This is a genomic window from Kangiella shandongensis, from assembly GCF_020005365.1.
In the GTDB taxonomy this organism is placed as follows: Bacteria; Pseudomonadota; Gammaproteobacteria; order Enterobacterales; family Kangiellaceae; genus Kangiella; species Kangiella shandongensis.
This window is the reverse complement of the sequence record NZ_JACNML010000005.1, coordinates 207,110-225,175: the sequence shown is the minus strand read 5'-3', so window position 1 is coordinate 225,175 and position 18,066 is coordinate 207,110. Positions and strand designations below refer to the sequence as shown.

The following is an 18,066-nucleotide window of genomic DNA, read 5'->3' as shown; positions in this document are numbered from 1 at the left end:
CTCCTTTTATTTATAAGCAGTTACCTTCAGCAAAATGCTCACTGCTCCCCTTAACATACTAGAGATAATGACTTTTTTCCGCAAGAGGCATACAAAATACATCTTTATTACCCTTAAAATTGACTATTTATCAACGGCTTATTTAATATTAATTTTGTTTAGCTGTGGATTTTTCCAGCGTTTTAAGCGACTATTAACCCATGAAAAACGGGGATTCCACCATCTCAGGCACCAATCAGTTACCTGACTTTTGTCAGCCGGCCACCCTGCATCTGACCATTATCGCCAGCATATTGTTAGCGTTGATGCTCAGTTTTTTGCTTCCCCAGTGGCAACATAATTTTTGGTATCACTTGAGTTTGCATGCTCTGTTTACCTTGTGGACTTCACTCACCAGTCTTGGCCTCTTATGTTTGCTGCGCCGCTACGTCAACAAAAAGCAGTTACAAAACATTCCGTTGCAACGTTTTTCTGCGCTGGCCATCGGTATTATTTTGTTGGTCACGCTCTGCTATAGCCTCGTTATCAGCTTTTACCTCAGCGAAGCACCGTCCATCTGGTTTTTACTGCGTAACCTGTTTATTGCCTTTATTGTCAGCGGCGTTTTTTTCCGCTACTACTACCTGCGGGAAGAAAGCCTGCGACGCATTCGCTCGGAAGCCGAAGCTCGAGTACAGGCGTTACAGTCACGCATCCGGCCTCATTTTTTATTTAACAGCCTCAACACTCTGGCCAACTTGGCCGCGGTCGATCCAGAGAAAACGGAGCAGATGATCCTCGATATGGCGGATATTTTCAGAGCCAGCATGAAACGCTCGGATGTGTTGATTCCGTTTACCGAAGAAAAGCAGCTGTGCTCGCAGTATTTAGGGCTTGAGTCGCAACGCCTTGGCACCCGGCTCAAGGTTGAGTGGCAGGTCAATAACATTGCGGACAATTTACTGGTTCCACCGCTGATCTTACAGCCGCTCCTGGAAAACGCGGTGTACCATGGTGTGCAAAAGCATCCTCAAGGCGGCACCATTCGTATCAAAGGCGTCAGCTATCGGCACCATATTCAATTGGAGGTTACTAACCCGATAGCACCGACAGACAGCGAAGAGCATAAAGGCAACTCGATGGCCTTGAACAATATTCGCCAGAGACTTGACGTACTTTATGGTAATAAAGGTCAATTAACCTATCATCAGGCCGACGATTTGTTTTACTGTATCGTCAATATACCGAAGCAACTATAAGACTGACGATAAGAAATAGAGCTATGAAAACCATAATAGTTGATGATGAACAGCCTGCCCGAGAACGTATACGCCGTCTGCTGGCAGACTACCCAAATGTGGACATTGTCGCTGAAGCAAGTAATGGCGAAGAAGCCTTGAGTAAAATTCAGCAGCAACAGCCACAGCTCGCGTTCCTCGACATTTCCATGCCCGTCATGGGCGGTGTCGAACTGGCGCGCGTGCTGAGTCAGGATTACCCGCAACTGCACATCATTTTCACTACCGCCTATGATCAGTATGCCCTGGAAGCCTTCGACGTCAATGCCACCGACTATCTACTGAAACCCATCCGTAAAGAACGTTTAAACAAAGCCTTGGGCAAGATCATGAACTTTCAGCAGGATGAGTCCTTTATTACAGTACGTGAGCGCGAAACAGTGCGTCAGGTGTTATTGAAGAACATCGTCTGCCTGCATTCGGACCAAAAGTACGTCGAGATTCACCTACAGGATCACACCCTGCTCAGCAGCGAAAGCCTGAAAGAACTGGAACAACGTTATCCGAATATCTTTCTACGCATCCACCGCTCAACGCTGGTTAACCGCCAGTATTTTTATGGTGTCGAGCAGGATAATGGACAGTGTGTCGCCCTGCTCCGTCACAGCAACTTCAGGCCGGTTATCAGCCGACGACATCAGGCGGAGGCACGACAGTTTTTACAATCCAGCACCGACTAAAAGCAGCAAAACCGAAGCTAATGGCGTACCATTTATGCTAAACTTGCCTCCAAATTTAACAGTAATCCCTTGTCCAGAGCGACCTGTACCTTATGAGTAAAACGACCCTACGTATCGCCACCCGCCAAAGTCCCCTGGCGTTATGGCAAGCCGAATTCATTCAACAGCGCCTGCACCAGCTCCACCCTGATTTAAGTGTTGAACTGGTTCCCATGACCACCAAAGGCGATAAAATTCTCGGTACGCCTCTGAGCAAAATTGGTGGTAAGGGGTTGTTCGTCAAAGAACTGGAACAGGCCATGCTGGAAGATCGTGCCGATATCGCCGTGCACTCGATGAAGGATGTGCCCTACCGGTTCCCAGATGGTCTGGAACTGAAAGTTATTTGTGAGCGTGAAGATCCGAGTGATGCCTTCGTGTCTAACGATTATCGCTCTCTGGAAGACTTACCACAGGGCGCAACGGTCGGTACCTCAAGCCTGCGCCGTAAGGTACAGATCATGGCATTACGCCCGGATCTGAAGATTACCGATCTGCGAGGCAACGTTGGAACCCGTTTATCAAAACTGGATATGGGTCAGTACGACGCTATTATTCTGGCCTCGGCCGGTCTGATCCGTCTCGGCCTGGCAGAGCGTATCGCCAGTCACTTTGCGCCAGAGCAGTTGCTGCCCGCTCCCGGTCAGGGCGCGGTCGGAATCGAAGCTCGTAGCGATGATGCGGAACTGGATGCCCTGCTCGCCCCATTGCAGGACGACGAAACCGCGCAGCGGGTCAAAGCCGAACGCGTCATTACCGAAACCCTGCAAGCCAGCTGCTCCGTCCCTATCGCTGCTTTCTCCACGGTGACCGATGGCATCCTGTCGCTCCGCGCCTTAGTCGGCGGTATTGATAACCAGATGATCGAAGCCTCGGCAGACGGTCCTGTTGAAACTGCAGAAAACATCGGTCAGACAGTAGCACAGTCTTTACTTGAGCAAGGTGCCAAGGAAATGATTGCAGCACTCGGTGAGGCTGGAGCCTAGTCCGTGAAGGCTCCATTACAGGTTATCGTCACACGGCCATCGCCCTATGGCGATGAGCTGTGTCTACAGCTTGAAAGTAACGACTTTACTGCTGTACACAGCCCTTTAATTGACTTTAAAGCTGATGACTCCTATAGCGACCAACAACGTATTGAATTGCTGACTGGTTGCGATACCTGGATCTTTGTCAGTCGTCAGGCGGTTAACTTTTGCTTCAATAGCCTAAAACCAGAGCAGCTGGAGACACTACAAACCGCAAGCCAGAGCAAGCGCCTCATCGCAGTGGGGCCTGCCACAGCGCAGGCGCTTCAATCGTTTGGCTTTAAAGCGATGATACCGGCCACGCCCGATAGTGAAGGTATGATTCAGCTCATCCAGCAGCAGCGACTGGAGCAACAACCCACCTGCCTGATTCGTGGCAATCAGGGGCGTCAGCTGCTACAGCAATTCTTTACCGACGAGACGTTACACATTTTACCGGTTTATCGGCGCGTGGAAACCGATTTACGCCTACCATCATTGACTGAGCAGAGTGCCGTCGTTGTAACCAGTGGCCAATTATTGGAGCTTGCCGATAAGCAATTGAAAGCACAACCAAGCTCTATACTGCCCACAATCATTGCCGGCAGCGAGCGGATCTGCAATAAAGCTCGACAACTGGGCTACACAAATTGTTATACTGCGAACAGTGCAGCAAATTCCGAACTAATAAAAACCTGCATTTTGTGGCGAAATGACGTAACTTAGCGCCATAATGAAGGCTATAGTTAACAGATGAGAGACATCATTGATGAGCGAAAAGGATAAAGAGATCACATCCACTGACGCCTCAAAAGAGGATAACGGTCAGTCAGACTCCAGCAAACCGGAGACACAGGTCGATTTTGACGAAGCGGCCGCCGACTCGGCATTTGAAAGCGAAGAACCAGAGGGTGAGTCATCTCAGCCACAGGCAAGTCAGTCCGATAACTCCAACGGTGGTGTTAAGGCAATAAAGTGGTTCGTCCTTCTTATCGTACTGGCAGCCATAGCCTACGCTATTTATTTCGGCTGGCAAAAGTGGCAGCAGTACCAGACTAACAGCCAAAAAGCCGATCAGGTCGACCAACTGCAATCGCAGTTAGAGAAGCAACAACAACATCTGGATCGCTCATTGCAGCAACAGTCACAAGAGCTGGAAAAGATGAACAATGCCCTGTCGCAAAGCCAGGTCCGCATTGAACAGTTACAGCAGCAGCTGCACACTACACAACGCAAAATTCAGGCACAAACTTCCGATAAACAACAGGACTGGCTATTTAACGAAGCCGAATACCTGCTACGTGAAGCCTCGCATAAACTCAACTTCACCAATGATGCCGCATCTATCATTGCGTTGCTGAAAGCAGCCGATGATCTGATTGCCGAGCTTAACAACGGCTCCTACACCACGCTGCGTCAGGCCATCAGCAGCGATATCAATGCCATTCGTGGCAGCGGTAATCTCGATATTGAAGGTATTGCCATAGCGCTAGAGACATTAAAAGATGACATTAACCAGCTTGAACTCGCCAGTGTCCAACTCGATTCAAAGCCAGAACAAACTTCCGAGTCAGATGCCACTACTGATATCTCCAGCTGGCAGCACTTCAAAAACTCGGTAACGGAAGCCGCCAGCAAGTACTACACCGTACACCACTTTGAAGAGTCGGTACGGCCTTTTATCAGCCCGCAGAAAGCTCATCTGTTACGTGAGAATATCGCTTTAAATCTACAAACGGCACAACTGGCCGCCCTGCAAAATAATCAGGCGCTATATCAAGCAAACCTTGAACAGGTCAAAGGTTGGGTCAGCGACTATTTTAAGCAAAAGCCTGCCAGTACTTCGGCTTTCCAGCAACAGCTGGACGAACTGCTTAATGAATCGGTCGAACTGGACTTGCCAGCATCTCTGGATTCGTTCCAGCTAATCAGCGAACTATCGCAGCAAAAGGTTAATAGCTGGTTGCAGCAGGAAACGCCAGAAGATAAGGCGTCTGCTGAAGAGCCAGCCCAAGCAGCAGAGGAGCCATCAACATGAAACTGAAATGGGTCATCCTGCTCGCTCTGTTTGGTGGACTGATCCTTGGTCCGCTAATCAGTAATGTTCCTGGCTCTACCTATATTGTCTTCGATCAGACGGCCATAGAATTTAAAAATAACGCCGCCATAGGCCTTCTGCTGTTAGCTTTACTGGCGCTGTGGATGTTATGGCTGTTGCTCCGCTATATCTTCCAAACCAGCAACCTGACCGTAGGCTGGTTCGGTGATCGCAACTTACGTAAAGCAAGACAGCAGACCATCGACGGCATGATTGCTTTGGCTGAAGGTCACTGGAAAACGGCCGAAGGTCTGCTGATTAAAGGCGCCAAGTTTCGTGATACCAAACTGATAAACTATCTGGCGGCGGCTCGCGCAGCGCAGGAGCAGGACGATGATAAAAATCGTGATAGTTACTTGCAGGCCGCGGCCAAAGCCGAACCGGATGCGCATATCGCCATCGGGTTAACTCAAGCACAGCTACAGATTCAGCATCGCCAGTACGAACAGGCGCTCGCTACCTTGAGCCACTTGCGCAATATGTCACCGCATCATCCCTACGTTTTAAAACTACTGAATCAGCTATACACGCGATTGGGTGACTGGGAGCAGGTCATTGAACTATTACCCAAGTTACGTAAGTACCGCGTTTTTCAGCCACAGGCTATCGACCAGATTGAAATCAATGCCTGGTCCGAATTTATACAGTTACAGGCTCAACGTGAAGGACTGCAGGCAGTTAACGATACCTGGTTAAAACTGTCGAAATCGCTTCGTAACCAGCCTCAATTACAACTCGTTTATGCAGAAGTTCTGGCCGAGCAACAGCAGTTTGATCAGCTCGAACTGCACATCAAAGATGCCATGAAACATGAATGGCAGGAGCCGCTGGCACAGCTATACGGTTCAATCAAAAGTCAGGAACCGGCACGAACTCTGGCCACGGCAGAAAATTGGCTAAAACGAAAACCGCACAATACCACTTTACTCACCACTCTGGGCAAGTTGTCGTTACAGGCACAATTGTGGGGTAAGGCCAAAAGTTACCTCGAACAGAGTATTCAGCAAAAAGCCACTGCCGAAGCCCATTATTATCTCGGCCAGGCCTATGCTGCATTGGGGCATCCAATTCAGGAGCAACAAGAGTATGAGCGCGGACTGGTGAGCTTAATCCAACCTCAGGATAAGGCGTTACTCCCCGAATTAGAGCCGGAAACGGAGCAGGATTAAAGCTCTTTTATTTTGATAATCTGAGCCGGAGTGACAGCATCCTTCGGCTTTTCTTCTGCTGCCAACTCATCGGTAATCCTTTCTACAAAGTCACACTCCACACACTCGCGCACAAAGACTTCGTCTTCGTAATAACAGACGATCGTGTCCATCTGCTGACAGTTGGGGCACTTAGCGCCCGCGACAAAACGTTTTGGTGTCGATTTTTGCTTCATTGAATTTGTTGACCGATTACTATAAGGTGCTTTTTCGACCATACTTTTTGACAATAACTCTGACGATCGCTCTAAGCGTTAGTCTAACATAAATAAAATAACTCTATGAGCTGGTTAAGCATACTCCCCCCAGTGGTGGCGATTATTTTTGCCGTCTGGAAACGTGACGTGACCATCGCGTTATTGTTAGCTATTTTCACCGCTTCGCTGATTCTGGTTGGTGGCAAACCGGTTTATGCTTTTACCGATACGGTCGAACGTATTATCGGCGTCTTTTCCAGCGCCTATAACACCCGAATACTGATGTTCAGCCTCTTGATTGGCGCCTTGATCCAGCTGATCAAGATTTCCGGCGGTGTTAGTGCTTTTGTTAATTGGCTGACCCACCGCAGTCTGGTCAATAACCAGCGCAAAGCTGGTCTGTTGCCTACTATTCTCGGCAGTTCTATCTTTATCGACACCAATATGAGTGTCTTAACCGCCGGCCTGTCGTCGCAAGCCTTATTCGACAAATTTAAAATGAGTCGGCTGCGACTGGCTTATATCATCGATTCGACCTGTGCCCCAATCAGCGTATTAATCTTGCTCAATGGCTGGGGGGCCGCCATCCTGGGTCACGTCGAAAAGACCGGTGTCCAGGATCCGACATCAGTCATGCTGGGCAGTATCGGCCTGAATTTCTACGCCATCGTCACCCTCCTGATTGTGTTCTACACCGTCCTCAGCACTAACGTTCATGGCCCCATGAAAAGCATGGAGCGTGAGATAGAGCCGCAGGAAAACGAACGCTCACTACCACCAGCCACCAAGAAACGTTACATGCTGCTGCCGCTAATTTTTATGGTCGTCAGTATTCTCGCCTTTATGTACATTACCGGTGAAGGTGACTTACGTCAGGGCTCAGGCTCCGAGTCAGTACTATGGTCAGTCATCTTATCCACACTGCTGGCTTTATTGTTACTGCGCTATGACGCCAAGAAGCCGACCAAGGAACTCATGGCCGAATCCTTTAAAGGCCTTGGCAACTTATTACCCTTGGTTACTTTGGTTCTACTCGCTTTTGCGCTATCGTCGGCCATGGGCGATCTGGAGACAGGACCATTTGTCGCGCAGGCGGTGGGTGACTTTATTCCGTTATGGTTAATACCGGCTCTTATTTTTGTGCTGGCTGGCTTTATCTCCTTTACCACCGGAACCTCCTGGGGCACCTTCGGAATTTTAATTCCTATCGCCGTCCCTTTAGCCCTGGCCTTAGGGATTTCACCCAGCCTGGTATTGGGGGCTGTACTCGGCGGCGCTGTCTTTGGTGACCATGCTTCACCGATTTCAGACACCACGGTAATTTCATCATTGGCCGCAGGTTGTGATTTACTGGATCATGTGAAGACACAGTTACCATATGCTTTGACAGCTGGTGGTATTAGCATCGTGCTGTATATTATTTTTGGGCTAATGCAGTAAATAGAATTAATAGACATCATCAGATTATGAGTAAACCACTTCGCTACGGGGTCGTTGGCAACCCTATTTCACACAGTATGTCGCCACAGTTGCACCGGCAATTTGCCAAGCAGCTCGGTATTGATATTGTGTATTCAAAATACTGTCCCAGTAAAAAAGGCTTTACTCGAGTGCTTAACGATTTTTTCCAAAGTAGTGGAAAAGGCCTTAACGTTACGGCACCTTTCAAGCTGGATGCATTAGACTACGCCGATTTAATCACCGATCGCGCCAAAGACTCCAACAGCGTTAATACCCTGGTTTACACGCCTGAAGGCATTCTCGGTGACAGCACTGACGGTATGGGGTTTCTACGCGATCTCTATCATAAACAAAAAAACCACCACATCGACTTTGCGCATAAACGAGCCGTACTGCTTGGTGCGGGTGGCGTCGCTCGTTGTATCGCGCAAGCCTTATTGCTTGACGGCTTTGAGGTCTATCTGATTAACCGAACTCAAAGTAAGGCTGAACAGCTGGCGAAAGACTTATCACACTTAGGCAAGATAACACTGTATGACAATGCCATTGCCGTTGATCTGATTGTCAATTCGGTCAGTTTTAACGCCGACAAGTTCCTACAGCAAGTTACCTTCGCAGCAGACGCCATCGCCTACGACCTCAACTACGGCGACAAAGCTGGCCAGTTCTTACAAGCCGCCAAGGAATACACCTCTCATCAGTTTGACGGCCTCGGCATGCTGATCGAACAAGGCGCCGAATCCTTTGGTTTATGGACGGGACAATATCCTGATACATCAACTATCAAGCTATAAGAATAGCTTCATTTTATGACAAAGATTGAATTAGAAACCATCGCTCATGACTTTATTAAGGGCAACGAAAAACCATTTGATGAGCATATTGATGACCTTTCTCATGTTATAGAACAATCACCCTATGCCTGGGCTGATGACTTAATTTTATCGCTTACCATTCGTGCACCCGAACAACTTTGGGACATCATTTTAGCTATTCTTTATAAAGATCCCCCAATGCCCGTACTTGCAGTATTGGCAGCCGGCCCGCTTGAGGATTATTTAGCCACTAATAATGAGGCATTTATTTCTAAGGTTGAAAAGCAAGCCAGGAAAGACCCTAAATTTGCTTTTTTATTAGGTGGGGTATGGCAGAATGGTATGACAGACGAAACCTGGGCCAGAGTTAAAAAAGTTTGGGATTGTTCGGGCTGGGATTAACAATAGGTTTAAACTCTCAAGGATGACAGTAATGATTTATAAACGACTTTTAGTCACGTTACCGATTCTAAGTTTCGTGTGGCTGGCAGCGACTACTATCATCGCCGGTTACTTTTATCCAGACTATAGTCATATCTCACAATTTATCAGCGAGCTAGGCGCTACCGGCTCTCCTCACGGTCCCTACGTCAATTACCTTGGCTTCATCCCAACGGAACTATTTATCCTCGGCTTTGTTTACTGCTGCTTTAAAGTCATGCCAAAAACCAAAAGTAATCTGACAGGGTTAATACTCATCACCATCTACGCGCTTAGTCTTGGTCTGACTGCGCTTTTCCCCTGTGATTTTCAGTGTGAAGCCGACGAACCCACACTGTCCCACAATATACATATCATTGTTTCCTTACCGGGTTATTTCTGCGCCATTCTTGCCATGTTTGTTATAGCCTCTGGTGCAACTCCACTAACTAAGACAACCAGCTTTAAAGCCACCGGTATGACTATTGGTATCTTTGCTACTCTAGCCTTAGTGAACCTAAATCCTGAGTTATCTCAAGCTGGTCTCTATCAACGTATTTTAGAAAGCCTAATTTACGGTTGGCTGATTTATTTCGGAGCGAGTTTAAGTAGGACTCTGGATAATAAGCATTAACTGCCGTTGATAGTTTTCATGCATTCGTCAGCCAGTAGCCAATTTGCTATATTCAACCATTATGAACTCGGAAGTTATCAGCACACTCTACAAACCGATACAGCCCGCTATTAAGCAGGCAGATAACGGTATCGCTTACCGCGAGTTAACACCTGATGCTTCCTTAAAGCCGTTCATACATTGCTACTGGCAACTAGACACAAAGACGCCACTGACAAAGCCATTCGACTACAAGGTGGCTGCCGATGGCTGCATTGATATATTCTTTGACGCACTCGCCCCTGAACAAAGCTTTGTTATGGGTTTCAGTCAGCAGTTCGCTCAGTTTCCCCTTGCTCTATCCTTCCGTTACATTGGGATTCGCTTCCAACCATCGGCCTTCCCGCAGGTATTTCAGCTACGAGCTGATGAGTTAACCAACCGTACTTTAGCGCTTGAGCTTATTGATAAAAAGCTTTCTTCCTTTATCCGTCTTTCCACTCCCGCAGGCTCAAGCTTTGGCAAAATTACCAAACTGTTTAACCTTTACTTTAAGCAACGTTTTGCACAACTTGAACCGAAATCTGATCCACGGCTGTGTCGTGCTCTGGAAGTGATATTTAAACACCGCGGCGCCGTCATCACATCACAAGATTTAGATGCCGGCATTAGTCAAAGACAGTTGCGCCGACTATTTAAGCACTACATAGGCGCCAGCCCCAAAAGCTTCAGTAAAATTGTGCGTTTTCAGCACATACTAAAACTTACTCAACTGGATATGACACCAGGGCATGGTTTGTTGTCTCATGCTCAAGGCTTTTATGATCAGTCCCACTTAATTAAAGACTTCAAACAACTGTCGGGCTCGACTCCCAGCAAAATTTCGATTTAATGTCCGTTTTATACAATTCTTTCTAACGCTCCAGTGCTAACCTCTTATCCATACCATGATAAAGAGGTTACTCAATGAAACTTTTAATAAGCACTCTTCTACTCGCCACCCTTTGCTGTAATCCGACTCAACTTAACGCTGAGGAGCTACCCCCTATGAAACTTAACGCAGGCATCGTTACTGCTAAGCTTAAAGAGACCAAGCAGTTTTATACTGAAAAATTAGGTTTTGGAATCACCTTTGAGAATGAGTTTTATCTGTTAATGCATACCCCAAATCAAAAAGACGAGATCAGCTTTTTATTGCCTAACCACCCTTCCCAACAGCCAGTATTTCATTCAGAGTTCGGTGGACAAGGTGTTTATCTCACCATAGAAGTAGACGACGTCGACTCACTCTACGACACGATAAAGGCAGAAGGCATCGACATTAAAGTCCCGCTGCGTCATGAACCGTGGGGCGATCGCCACTTTGTGATTGTTGATCCTAATGGTATCGGCATTGATTTTGTTAGCTACTCGGGACCAGAGTAAGTCCTTTCATACAACAGCCCTGTGTTACAACACATCGCTCGTTAACACCATATTTAACAGTGCGTCTAGACACACCTTACTTTTGTTGATAAAACAACAAGTTGGAAAAAACAAGATATTAAGAATTATTGATTAAACAACGTTAGAGAAGCTAAATATGGTCAGGAAAATCTTTATTGCGCTATCGGTTATTTTTGCAGTGCTGTTATTGTTATTGATACCGCTATCCAGCCCAACCGATCTTGGGCCCAGAGTCATTGAATTTGCGCTTCCAGTTGGTATTTGTTCGGCAGGCTTTGCTATTGCCGCAGCGATTATGAAGAAAGGATAGGTGCTGTCTATTCTTATTTATCTTTATACAGAGCATATTTCCAAGACCTCTTTCGGCCTTCAGCGAGTTACTTTTCTTGGATGGACAAGAAAAGTAACCAAAAGAAGTCCACCCCTATATTGAGATCATTCTACGAATGATTCCCTTCGAATAAAGCAAGTTATTTAACGCACCGTGAAATACAGTCCCTCCATGGCCTGAATGTCACTATCAAAATCATCCACGATTTTGATTGCTATAACTTGCTTTATCCACAGCTCAACATAATGGGGCTAGGCTATACCTTCCTCTACTGATATATTGCTCTATAAATTTTTCATTAATCTTCTTATGGAATTAGAAAGCGAGTTATTAGGAAATAATCAAATTAGATTTTTCACTTCCGAAGGTAAATTACTTCCTGACCCAAACTTGATATGGAATATTGACCATTTCATAGCTTTTATTGAAATAACCATTAATAACTGGGATAAACACTCCATAGCGATTAACCGTGAAATCAAGAAAAAAGCTTTATGTGATAGCTCTTGGTTTACTTTTAAAGGCAAAATTTCTGATGAAAAGATATATCGTGATACAACTCTAAATAAAAGAATTAATGAGCGCATTTATCTCAGCTCGATATTCTCTATTGCCACTTATTATATAACTACGCACGCAGCTATAGAGAAACTACATAGCCAATTAGGTAAGATATGCCAGATAAATCAATATAACGTAAAAAAACCAAACCTTCGCTGGGATTCAACTTTCCATAACAAAGTTAAAACAATTAGACATATATCCTTCATTCACCAAGACTCAGACAAAGAACAAAACCTTATGAACATACGCAGTGCTATGTCATGGTCACCTTCCATATCCTTTAAGAGTAATGAAATACCTACCACTGAGGATTATATTTTTTCACCTGTTAAGTGGCATCAGACCGTAAACGGGGAAAGAACTGAAACCACCATAGATATCAAAGTACATGGGTTTACGAAGTTTGCACACACGGCTTTAAAAACTCTTGAAAAGAACAAAGTGATCTTGAGTGATTACTTTTATCAAATAAAAGATTCATCAAAATAGTACTCTGAATTTCAGGCAAAGCAACACTCCCCTTAAAGTTAGCCAAGTAAAAGCAAGTTATAGCGTAAATTGGGCAGGATAGCCCAATTTAGTCAAAACGAGTAGGTGACTGAAAGGAATCCCTTTAGGGGACGTCGAGTTTGACGGCGCGTGAGTAACTTGCTTGAACGAGGGAAGCCCGAAGGGCCTAACGTCGGGGGTGTCTTTTCTTTTCGCCCTTTTCTTTGGACAAGCAAAGAAAAGGGTAAAATCACATTAATCACAACAGAAGAGCCGCTACTCTGAAGCTATGATTCTCTCTAGCTTCTGAGCTAAGGCAAGGCGCGGCAAAATGCCTTAAAAAAGCGGAGTGTACTGTGAGTACATGAGCACGTTTTTAAGACATTTTAACAAAGCATTGCCAACGATCAGGAGCTAGAAAGGCTGGAAACAATCGGCGGATGATGAATCATCTGCACCCGATTCCCATCCGGATCGAGACAATAGAAGCTGGTGGCGCCGTCACGGTGTCTGCGTGGTTCTGTTAACATCTGTACGCCATGGTGCTTTAAAAATGCGTACCACTCGTCGACTTCTTCCGCTGTATTCATGATAAAGCCGAGGTGATCGAGTTTCTGCCCGCCGGAGGTATCCAAGTCCGGCTGTTTGCGGTGCAGAGCCAGATTGTCGTGGCCTTTTGAGGTTAGATAGACGTTGTCCTCGTCGGGACGCCATTCGACGTCCATTCCCAGTAAATCCACGTAAAAGTGCTCAACTGCCGCTAAATCATCGACAAAAAGTGCCAAATGTCGCATTCCTAAGTGTAGTGCAGGCCTTTTCATTGCCAAACTCCTTACACAGGGACTATGTCAAAGCTGGTTTCGACTGGCAGATTCGGGTCCAGCGAGTGCATAACCGAACAATATTTCTGTACCGAGAGATCTACGGCCTTCTTAACCTGCTTGGTTGAGAGATTTTTGCCGCGGACGACAAAGTGCAGCTTTAGTGCGGTAAAACGGCGTGGCGGCTCATCTGCGCGCTCTGATTCCACTTCACAGTGGCAGCCTGTGATCTCCTGACGCGCCTTCTGCAGAATCATGACCACATCGACCGAAGAGCAGGCCCCCACGGACATCAATAAATTTTCCATTGGTGAGACGTAATCACCCTCACCACCAAACATCACGTTTTGTCTTTTGCTGTTTTTCCCAATAAAATTAAGGTCATTGACCCAGTCGACGGTTACTTTCATAATGATTTGTGACCCAGTTAGAACTTTTAGAGGCTATATAGTGCCATAACAAATTTGATTTTAAAGAGGTACGGCACTAAGATTTCATGCTATATTTTGAATGATTACAACAAAATAGGAAATACGTATGGCGTTACCTTATCACTTGGCACAAGACGAGACCATTCAATGGTTCCTAAACCATTGTCAGAGGCGCCGTTTTCCAACCAAGAGCACCCTGATTTACGCGGGTGACTCTTCGAATACTTTGTATTTCTTACTCGAAGGCTCAGTCACAGTCCTCATCGAGGATGACGAGGGACGTGAACTGGTATTGGCCTACCTTAATCCTGGTGACTTCTTTGGCGAGATGGGGCTTTTCACTGACGAGCATGACCGTACCGCCTGGGTTCGCACCAAAACCGAGTGTGAAGTTGCGGAAATTAGCTATGACAAGTTCCGCCAATTGACCAAAGACGATCCTGAAATTCTATTTAAATTAGCCACCCAGCTGGCAACCCGTCTTCAGAAGACGAGTCGCAAGGTTGGTGATTTGGCTTTCCTTGATGTAACAGGTCGTGTGGCACACGCTCTACTCGAATTAGCGAAAGAGCCGGATGCCATGACCCACCCAGATGGCATGCAAATCAAAGTAACACGTCAGGAATTAAGCCGTATCGTCGGTTGTTCGCGTGAAATGGTTGGGCGCGTATTGAAAGCGCTTGAAGAGCAGGACCATATTCATGTTAAAGGTAAAACCATGGTGATCTACGGCGCGAGATAGCTCTCGCTTGAAATAAATCGTCTGCAACTAAATTTAAGCCCTGCGATTGCAGGGCTTTTTTTATGCTGACTTATTACCTTCAATGAAGTTCTTTAATAATTGGTGGCCCTTTTCGCTTAAGATCGATTCTGGATGGAATTGCACCCCTTCGAGCTGCAAGGTCTTATGCCTTATGCCCATAATGTATTCCAATTCACCTTCCTCATCTTCGGTCCAGGCGGTGATCTCAAACTCCTGCGGCAGACTTGGCGTATCCACCACCAGCGAATGGTAACGCGTCGCTTCCAGCGGGTTAGGTAAATCTTTAAACACTCCAATATCTTTATGATAAATCGGTGAGGTTTTGCCGTGCATCACCTGTTTGGCCTGGATCACTTTACCGCCAAACACCTGCGCCATCGCCTGATGACCGAGGCAGACACCGAGAATCGGATAGTCGCTGGCCAGCTCTTCGATGATCTTGAGCGAAATGCCCGATTCGTTTGGCGTGCATGGACCCGGTGAAATGACGATATAGTCCGGTTTTAATTCCTTCACCTCTTCAATACTGAGTTCATCGTTGCGTTTAACCAGCACATTGAGGCCCAGCTGACCGAAGTATTGCACCAAGTTATAGGTAAAGGAATCGTAGTTATCCACCATCAATAACTTCTTGCGCTGCTGTGGCGGCTTAATCCAGACACTGCCGATGCCGAACACCACGCTGATGAGTAGCATGATGATAAGCGGCGTATGGTTAGCGACAAAACCTGTGTCGCCTTCGTAAATTTCTTTTTGCGAACAATAGTCAGCATCAAAATGATAACTGCCGCCAGCTTCAAGACACCGCTCAATCGCGCTTTGATCGTTGGCGTAATGAACGATGGTCGTCAGGATCATCAGGGCGGCAAAAATCCACCAGACTTTACGCATAGACTTTTTGCTCCATATTAATCAATGGGATGAGCTGCTCTAGATTGTCCACCACGCGATGTGGGACTCTCTGAGGCCGGATATCGGTATCCGCCATGGCATAACCATACGTGACTCCAATAAACGGCATCTGCGCGTTCAGCAGCATCGGCGTCCTTACTCGAATCCCCAACCATCCAACACTCCTGTGGCGCCACCTGATGCTGACGGCAGACGTGGAATAAAGGTTCTGGATTTGGCTTTTTCTGCGGCAAGCTATCACCACCTAAAGCATGTGAAAAATAATCAGCAATTCCCATGTGACTGAGAATTGGCGGGATTAATTCCTGTGGTTTATTACTGACCACGGCCATAGCCACTTGTTGCTTCGCCAGCTCGGCCAGCAATTCACGAACCCCTGCAAATATTTGGCTTCGATCTGCTGGTACGGCTCGGTAATGCGCCATAAATAATTCATAAGCCTGATCGAAGCGCTCCGATTGCTGAAAAAAATGCAATGCTTTTTCTATAAATACCTGAGCACCACCCCCAATCCATTTTTTTACCTGAGGCAAAGGTTGTACGGGTAGCTGTAGCACCGAAAAGGTCTGGTTCGCTGCTTCGGCAATATCTGCCGCGCTGTCCACTAAAGTGCCGTCGAGGTCAAAAATAACCAACTTCGGCTTCGGGATCATGGTCATATTATCGAGCCATGCCTTTCGCTGCATTCGCTTTCATCTGCGATACCGTCGCCTGATAGTCGTCTGCGTTAAATATGGCAGAGCCCGCAACAAAGGTGTCGACACCGCAGGCTGCTATCTCTTCAATATTATCCACTTTGACCCCACCATCAATCTCCAGGCGAATATCGCGCCCCGTCTGCTCAATCAGTTCGCGCACCTGCTGGCACTTGCGTAACGTCGAAGGAATAAAACTTTGACCACCAAAGCCAGGATTGACTGACATCAACAATACCAAATCCACTTTATCGATAATGTATTCGAGAATACTGACCGGAGTGGCTGGGTTCAGCACCACACCCGCTTTACAACCATGCTCCTGAATTAAACTAATGGTGCGGTCAACGTGTTTCGAGGCTTCAGGATGAAAGCTGATGTAACTGGCACCCGCTTTGGCAAAGTCGGGGATGATTCGGTCAACCGGCTCTACCATTAGATGAACGTCAATGGGTGCCTTAATGCCGTAATCGCGCAGTGCCTGACAAACCATGGGACCAATGGTTAAATTAGGGACATAATGATTGTCCATAACGTCAAAGTGGACCCAGTCGGCTCCAGCTTTTAGAACATTTTCAACTTCTTCACCCAGGCGTGCAAAGTCGGCGGAAAGGATGGATGGCGCAATAACTGTATTCTGCATAAATCATCGAAAGTGGTTTTTTCGATCATTTTACAGAAACTTGGCGGTGACTTCTATGTAAGCAGCAAAGCCATAACCTTCCATGGCTGACTTGCCACTTATCTATAGACTAAAACTATTGGAGAACCTTAAGCCGCTTGCTCTTGCTTCTGGTTAATCGCGACCAACACAGCATCCCACAGGTTTGAACGCAGCATTAAGCTTTGTTCTGCTACTGCCTGAGCTTTTTGCCATTTTTGCTGATCATCGCCACATAAAGCTTGTAGGCATTTTTCCGCCAGTGGACCATGCTCATCGCCATCCAGCTCGATATGACGCTCTAAGTAATAGATTAACGTCGGGCAATCGACCTGCTCCGCCGCCATGACATCTTTAATTGCAGTAAACATGTCGGGAATCAATTTCTCACGCCCATACAAGAAGGCCGAAGCCACTTCTTCATCCGTACCCTCACGTGCAATCTTTAAGTTATATTCAACAAACTCACGAGCACCCTCAGGAATCAAACTCAGATCTTGTGTCTCAATAAATTTCTCTACCCGACTGCTATCAGCGCCCACTTCTTCCATAGCCTTTAAGTATAAGGAATAGTGACTGATGGCATTTCCTTCCGGATCCAGATCGCTTTCTTCACCGATCACAATTTCATTAATGAAGCGAACAACTTCCGCATCCTGCTTCGACTCAATCCATGGCACCTCGACGCAGGTTAAACGCTGTTGTAGTGATTTTAGCAAACTCATGAAATCCCATACCGCATAGATATGATACTCCATAAAAGTTTTTACGCTCTTCACACTATTTAACGCTTGATAGGTCTCGTGGTGGGATAGTTTATGGTTTAAGTCGGTTAATTTTTCTTTCAACATGATGACTCCTCACATAATTATTTTAAGCATCCCCAATAAAACTGTTGATGCATATTTGACTTAATATTATTCCTTGAACAATTATTATTGTGTCCTCCTTCTACTAATCACAGCACCCCAAAAAAATCCACAATTTATCGAGCGTTTTTTATTTTTTTTATGACCCAGTTATCATTCATAATTATTATTAAAAGAATTATTCAAATATGAATTGATGCCAATGCAATACTGCATAATGCATAAACGCATTATTTTCTTATTTTTGAATAAGTTATAATGATTGAAAA

General features: G+C 46.2%; 22 protein-coding genes. 15 read left to right on the top strand and 7 right to left on the bottom strand.

Translation table 11 applies throughout. From position 1 onward, the window contains the following. The first annotated feature begins 200 nt into the window (after positions 1-200). The 6 genes from H7708_RS07750 (at position 201) to H7708_RS07725 (ending at position 6,270) form a co-directional block, all read left to right on the top strand. A complete protein-coding gene (locus H7708_RS07750; protein WP_223669932.1) occupies positions 201-1,238 on the top strand; it encodes a sensor histidine kinase in 1,038 nt (345 codons plus the stop codon). Between the two features lie 23 nt (positions 1,239-1,261). After that, positions 1,262-1,957, top strand: coding sequence for a LytR/AlgR family response regulator transcription factor (locus H7708_RS07745; RefSeq protein WP_223669931.1), 696 nt, complete (start codon positions 1,262-1,264; stop codon positions 1,955-1,957). A gap of 92 nt (positions 1,958-2,049) precedes the next feature. Further along, positions 2,050-2,982 carry a hydroxymethylbilane synthase gene (gene hemC, locus H7708_RS07740; RefSeq protein WP_223669930.1) on the top strand — a complete coding sequence of 311 codons (933 nt, stop codon included), beginning with the start codon at positions 2,050-2,052 and terminating at the stop codon, positions 2,980-2,982. Positions 2,983-2,985: 3 nt separating this feature from the next. Beyond that, positions 2,986-3,729 carry a uroporphyrinogen-III synthase gene (locus H7708_RS07735; RefSeq protein ID WP_223669929.1) on the top strand — a complete coding sequence of 248 codons (744 nt, stop codon included), beginning with the start codon at positions 2,986-2,988 and terminating at the stop codon, positions 3,727-3,729. A gap of 43 nt (positions 3,730-3,772) precedes the next feature. Beyond that, positions 3,773-5,041, top strand: coding sequence for a uroporphyrinogen-III C-methyltransferase (locus H7708_RS07730; RefSeq protein ID WP_223669928.1), 1,269 nt, complete (start codon positions 3,773-3,775; stop codon positions 5,039-5,041). Continuing rightward, a complete protein-coding gene (locus H7708_RS07725) occupies positions 5,038-6,270 on the top strand; it encodes a heme biosynthesis protein HemY (protein WP_223669927.1) in 1,233 nt (410 codons plus the stop codon). Before H7708_RS07730 ends, H7708_RS07725 begins: the two co-directional genes overlap by 4 nt. Here the strand turns inward: H7708_RS07725 and H7708_RS07720 are convergent. Beyond that, on the bottom strand, positions 6,267-6,485 hold the full coding sequence (locus H7708_RS07720; RefSeq protein ID WP_223669926.1) for a YheV family putative zinc ribbon protein: 219 nt from the start codon (positions 6,483-6,485) through the stop codon (positions 6,267-6,269). The two genes, H7708_RS07725 and H7708_RS07720, sit on opposite strands and share 4 nt — an antisense overlap. Positions 6,486-6,590: 105 nt before the next feature. On the opposite strand from H7708_RS07720, the gene H7708_RS07715 reads away from it, so the two are divergent. From H7708_RS07715 to H7708_RS07680, 8 genes are all read left to right on the top strand, one after another. Then, positions 6,591-7,946, top strand: coding sequence for a Na+/H+ antiporter NhaC family protein (locus tag H7708_RS07715; RefSeq protein WP_223669925.1), 1,356 nt, complete (start codon positions 6,591-6,593; stop codon positions 7,944-7,946). Between the two features lie 26 nt (positions 7,947-7,972). Further along, entirely contained in the window at positions 7,973-8,761 is a 789-nt protein-coding gene (aroE, locus tag H7708_RS07710; protein WP_223669924.1) for a shikimate dehydrogenase, read from the top strand. 15 nt (positions 8,762-8,776) lie between these two features. Continuing rightward, complete coding sequence (locus tag H7708_RS07705) at positions 8,777-9,184, top strand: DUF6869 domain-containing protein (protein WP_223669923.1); 408 nt, start codon at positions 8,777-8,779, stop codon at positions 9,182-9,184. Between the two features lie 31 nt (positions 9,185-9,215). After that, positions 9,216-9,836, top strand: coding sequence for a DUF998 domain-containing protein (locus tag H7708_RS07700; protein ID WP_223669922.1), 621 nt, complete (start codon positions 9,216-9,218; stop codon positions 9,834-9,836). 43 nt (positions 9,837-9,879) lie between these two features. Then, positions 9,880-10,707: an AraC family transcriptional regulator gene (locus H7708_RS07695; protein ID WP_223669921.1), complete on the top strand. Its 828-nt coding sequence runs from the start codon at positions 9,880-9,882 to the stop codon at positions 10,705-10,707. 155 nt (positions 10,708-10,862) lie between these two features. After that, on the top strand, positions 10,863-11,240 hold the full coding sequence (locus tag H7708_RS07690) for a VOC family protein (RefSeq protein ID WP_223669920.1): 378 nt from the start codon (positions 10,863-10,865) through the stop codon (positions 11,238-11,240). Positions 11,241-11,397: 157 nt separating this feature from the next. Next, positions 11,398-11,571 carry a hypothetical protein gene (locus H7708_RS07685; protein ID WP_223669919.1) on the top strand — a complete coding sequence of 58 codons (174 nt, stop codon included), beginning with the start codon at positions 11,398-11,400 and terminating at the stop codon, positions 11,569-11,571. A 330-nt stretch (positions 11,572-11,901) separates the two neighbouring features. Beyond that, on the top strand, positions 11,902-12,645 hold the full coding sequence (locus H7708_RS07680; protein ID WP_223669918.1) for a hypothetical protein: 744 nt from the start codon (positions 11,902-11,904) through the stop codon (positions 12,643-12,645). Between the two features lie 407 nt (positions 12,646-13,052). On the opposite strand, the gene H7708_RS07675 is transcribed toward H7708_RS07680, so the two are convergent. Further along, positions 13,053-13,466 carry a VOC family protein gene (locus H7708_RS07675; RefSeq protein WP_223669917.1) on the bottom strand — a complete coding sequence of 138 codons (414 nt, stop codon included), beginning with the start codon at positions 13,464-13,466 and terminating at the stop codon, positions 13,053-13,055. An 11-nt stretch (positions 13,467-13,477) separates the two neighbouring features. Then, entirely contained in the window at positions 13,478-13,876 is a 399-nt protein-coding gene (locus H7708_RS07670; RefSeq protein ID WP_223669916.1) for an OsmC family protein, read from the bottom strand. A 127-nt stretch (positions 13,877-14,003) separates the two neighbouring features. On the opposite strand from H7708_RS07670, the gene crp reads away from it, so the two are divergent. Beyond that, the gene (gene crp / locus H7708_RS07665) at positions 14,004-14,639 is read left to right on the top strand and encodes a cAMP-activated global transcriptional regulator CRP (RefSeq protein ID WP_223669915.1); all 636 of its coding nucleotides are present in this window, start codon (positions 14,004-14,006) and stop codon (positions 14,637-14,639) included. Between the two features lie 60 nt (positions 14,640-14,699). On the opposite strand, the gene H7708_RS07660 is transcribed toward crp, so the two are convergent. From H7708_RS07660 to H7708_RS07645, 4 genes are all read right to left on the bottom strand, one after another. Continuing rightward, positions 14,700-15,551 carry an anthranilate synthase component II gene (locus H7708_RS07660; RefSeq protein ID WP_268884893.1) on the bottom strand — a complete coding sequence of 284 codons (852 nt, stop codon included), beginning with the start codon at positions 15,549-15,551 and terminating at the stop codon, positions 14,700-14,702. A gap of 17 nt (positions 15,552-15,568) precedes the next feature. Further along, positions 15,569-16,258, bottom strand: coding sequence for an HAD-IA family hydrolase (locus tag H7708_RS07655; RefSeq protein ID WP_223669914.1), 690 nt, complete (start codon positions 16,256-16,258; stop codon positions 15,569-15,571). Beyond that, positions 16,233-16,910 carry a ribulose-phosphate 3-epimerase gene (rpe, locus tag H7708_RS07650; RefSeq protein WP_223669913.1) on the bottom strand — a complete coding sequence of 226 codons (678 nt, stop codon included), beginning with the start codon at positions 16,908-16,910 and terminating at the stop codon, positions 16,233-16,235. The genes H7708_RS07655 and rpe overlap by 26 nt, the downstream gene beginning before the upstream one ends. A 128-nt stretch (positions 16,911-17,038) precedes the next feature. Next, complete coding sequence (locus tag H7708_RS07645; protein ID WP_223669912.1) at positions 17,039-17,779, bottom strand: DUF3050 domain-containing protein; 741 nt, start codon at positions 17,777-17,779, stop codon at positions 17,039-17,041. Positions 17,780-18,066 lie beyond the last annotated feature (287 nt).

What these genes read in the sequence shown, in the direction of transcription:
- H7708_RS07690 (WP_223669920.1), top strand. Translation starts at nt 10,863, where the DNA reads ATGAAACTTAACGCAGGCATCGTTACTGCTAAGCTTAAAGAGACCAAG.
- H7708_RS07675 (WP_223669917.1), bottom strand. Translation starts at nt 13,466, where the DNA reads ATGAAAAGGCCTGCACTACACTTAGGAATGCGACATTTGGCACTTTTT.
- H7708_RS07680 (WP_223669918.1), top strand. Translation starts at nt 11,902, where the DNA reads ATGGAATTAGAAAGCGAGTTATTAGGAAATAATCAAATTAGATTTTTC.
- hemC (WP_223669930.1), top strand. Translation starts at nt 2,050, where the DNA reads ATGAGTAAAACGACCCTACGTATCGCCACCCGCCAAAGTCCCCTGGCG.
- H7708_RS07685 (WP_223669919.1), top strand. Translation starts at nt 11,398, where the DNA reads ATGGTCAGGAAAATCTTTATTGCGCTATCGGTTATTTTTGCAGTGCTG.
- H7708_RS07660 (WP_268884893.1), bottom strand. Translation starts at nt 15,551, where the DNA reads ATGCGTAAAGTCTGGTGGATTTTTGCCGCCCTGATGATCCTGACGACC.
- H7708_RS07745 (WP_223669931.1), top strand. Translation starts at nt 1,262, where the DNA reads ATGAAAACCATAATAGTTGATGATGAACAGCCTGCCCGAGAACGTATA.
- H7708_RS07705 (WP_223669923.1), top strand. Translation starts at nt 8,777, where the DNA reads ATGACAAAGATTGAATTAGAAACCATCGCTCATGACTTTATTAAGGGC.
- H7708_RS07670 (WP_223669916.1), bottom strand. Translation starts at nt 13,876, where the DNA reads ATGAAAGTAACCGTCGACTGGGTCAATGACCTTAATTTTATTGGGAAA.
- rpe (WP_223669913.1), bottom strand. Translation starts at nt 16,910, where the DNA reads ATGCAGAATACAGTTATTGCGCCATCCATCCTTTCCGCCGACTTTGCA.
- H7708_RS07700 (WP_223669922.1), top strand. Translation starts at nt 9,216, where the DNA reads ATGATTTATAAACGACTTTTAGTCACGTTACCGATTCTAAGTTTCGTG.
- H7708_RS07715 (WP_223669925.1), top strand. Translation starts at nt 6,591, where the DNA reads ATGAGCTGGTTAAGCATACTCCCCCCAGTGGTGGCGATTATTTTTGCC.
- H7708_RS07750 (WP_223669932.1), top strand. Translation starts at nt 201, where the DNA reads ATGAAAAACGGGGATTCCACCATCTCAGGCACCAATCAGTTACCTGAC.
- H7708_RS07720 (WP_223669926.1), bottom strand. Translation starts at nt 6,485, where the DNA reads ATGAAGCAAAAATCGACACCAAAACGTTTTGTCGCGGGCGCTAAGTGC.
- crp (WP_223669915.1), top strand. Translation starts at nt 14,004, where the DNA reads ATGGCGTTACCTTATCACTTGGCACAAGACGAGACCATTCAATGGTTC.
- H7708_RS07655 (WP_223669914.1), bottom strand. Translation starts at nt 16,258, where the DNA reads ATGCAGCGAAAGGCATGGCTCGATAATATGACCATGATCCCGAAGCCG.
- H7708_RS07725 (WP_223669927.1), top strand. Translation starts at nt 5,038, where the DNA reads ATGAAACTGAAATGGGTCATCCTGCTCGCTCTGTTTGGTGGACTGATC.
- H7708_RS07730 (WP_223669928.1), top strand. Translation starts at nt 3,773, where the DNA reads ATGAGCGAAAAGGATAAAGAGATCACATCCACTGACGCCTCAAAAGAG.
- aroE (WP_223669924.1), top strand. Translation starts at nt 7,973, where the DNA reads ATGAGTAAACCACTTCGCTACGGGGTCGTTGGCAACCCTATTTCACAC.
- H7708_RS07645 (WP_223669912.1), bottom strand. Translation starts at nt 17,779, where the DNA reads ATGTTGAAAGAAAAATTAACCGACTTAAACCATAAACTATCCCACCAC.